2 protein-coding genes are annotated in these 1,878 nt (G+C 67.4%); one reads left to right on the plus strand and one right to left on the minus strand.

The window, feature by feature from the left end; translation table 11 throughout:
- Positions 1-1,232: hypothetical protein (locus ACE3UY_RS14420; RefSeq protein WP_374688206.1), on the minus strand; the 1,232-nt coding region annotated here is incomplete at its 3' end.
- Positions 1,233-1,323: 91 nt separating this feature from the next.
- Between ACE3UY_RS14420 and ACE3UY_RS14425 the strand changes: the two genes are divergently transcribed.
- Positions 1,324-1,878 (plus strand): acetyl-CoA carboxylase biotin carboxylase subunit family protein (locus ACE3UY_RS14425; RefSeq protein WP_374688207.1); only part of this gene is annotated, 555 nt, incomplete at its 3' end.

Here is a 1,878-nt window from a genome sequence, read left to right on the forward strand (position 1 = left end):
CGGCCGGGCGTGTAGACGAAGTAGTGGCTGAGGGCGTAGTCGGTCAGCGGGGCGATGAGGCGCTGCGCTTTGTTGGCGATGCCGCCAAACTGCGGCCCCAGATACCAGATGGCCGCCCCTTTCACCTCCGGGTAGGCCGCGTAGAGCCATGCCGCCCAGGCGATGTGCTCCATCGCCACGCCCGGCTCGGGCACGCTGTCGTACTCCCAACCCCACTCGGTGATCAGGATCGTCGGCCGGGGAATGTCGTGCCGGTCGCACACGTCGAAAAGCGTCTGGAAGCGGCCGACGAGGTAGGGGTAGATGCGCCCGATATCCTCGTTGACCAGGCTATACTCGTGCAACGCCACCGCCACCCGATCCGGATGCTCGCCCGCGTAGCGCAGGAAGGCGAGCATGGCTGGGTGCTCCCAATCGGCCGGCTCCGGCACGCCCGTTGACCAACTGAGCGCGGCATAGCGGTAGCCCTCGGCCACAGCCAGCTTGGCCGTCGCCAGCGAGAAGCGGCCCAGACGCTCGATCTGTAACTGCCCGTCCGCGCCGTAGCGCCCCGGCTCGTTCAGCGTCTCGAGCCAGACGTACCGCTTGTCCAGTTCGGGCGGCAGGCCATCGCGGTTGACCTGCCAGCTGACGGCCGCCGCCGTTTCGGGCGAGACGCCGCTGTTGTAAAACGGCGCTTCGTAGCGCGGGTCGGTCAGGCGAAAGACCAGTGTGTGCGGCACGTCGCGCCCGGCGACCTCGTTGGCCTGAATAAGTTGTTGCGCCTCCCAGATCGGCCCGGCGGCGTCGACGCTCTTCAGGAAAAAGGGGATGCCGGCGTCGTTCAGCCGGCGCATCCAGTCACCCAGGCCGTTGGCGTTGCCGCCCGGCCCGGTGTGGAAGCCGATCTTCGTATAAGTTATCTCGCGTCCTTGCGCTTGAGCGGCCGAACTCGCTGCCACAAAGTCGATGGGCGGGACGCCTGTAACCACTGTCGGCGGCGGCAGCGGTTGTGACGGATCACGCGTCGGTGTTGCGGCCGCGATCGGCTCCGAGCCGCCCAGCGCCGCCGGGATATAAATGCGGGGCGTGGCATCAGCGTTCGGCAGTCCGGCTATCGTCGCCGAGGTTGGATAGCAGCCGGCGATCAGCAAGAGCAACAGGCCGAGCAGCACGATCGTGGCGAGCGGCCACAACCGACCGGCCATGTACCAGCCTATAGAACGGAACCGCAGAGGTGATGAGCGATTCATGGCATAACCCTCCGATTGCAGAGGCAACTATACCGTCTAACCTGCCAGCCGCTACCTGCCCCTTGCCACTCACGTGAGTTATACTCTCCGCATGGATGAAATGGCACCACCTACCAAGCCCCGCGTGCTGCTGTTGACGACGGTGCGCTCTTACCGGCTGGAAGCGTTCCGGGCGGCGGCCGAGCGGCTGGGCATTGCCGTCACGACCGGCATCGACTTGCCGCCGGCGCTGGCCGACCAGTGGCCGGGGGCGCTGCCCCTTCCGTTCGCCGATCCGGAGGGAGCAGCAAGAGCCATTGTCGAATACGCCGCTGCTCACCCGCTGTCGGCCATCCTGTCCGTTGACGACAGCGGCAGCCTGGTCGCCGCCGCGGCCAGCGCGGCGCTGGGGCTGCCGCACAACGATCCGGCCGCCGCGCTGGCCGCGCGCGACAAGTACGTCATGCGCCGGATGCTGCGCGACGCCGTTCCCGTCCCCTGGTTCGAGACGTTTACGACGGCCGATGATCCCGCCGCCGTGGCCGCCCAAGTTCCCTATCCCTGCGTCGTCAAGCCGCTCAATCTGAACGGCAGCCGCGGCGTCATGCGCGCCGATTCGCCGGAGGAACTGGCGGCGGCCGTTCGCCGTCTGACCCGGCTGATCACC

It is taken from the genome of Promineifilum sp. (SeqCode) (assembly GCF_041918635.1).
Lineage (GTDB): Bacteria > Chloroflexota > Anaerolineae > Promineifilales > Promineifilaceae > Promineifilum.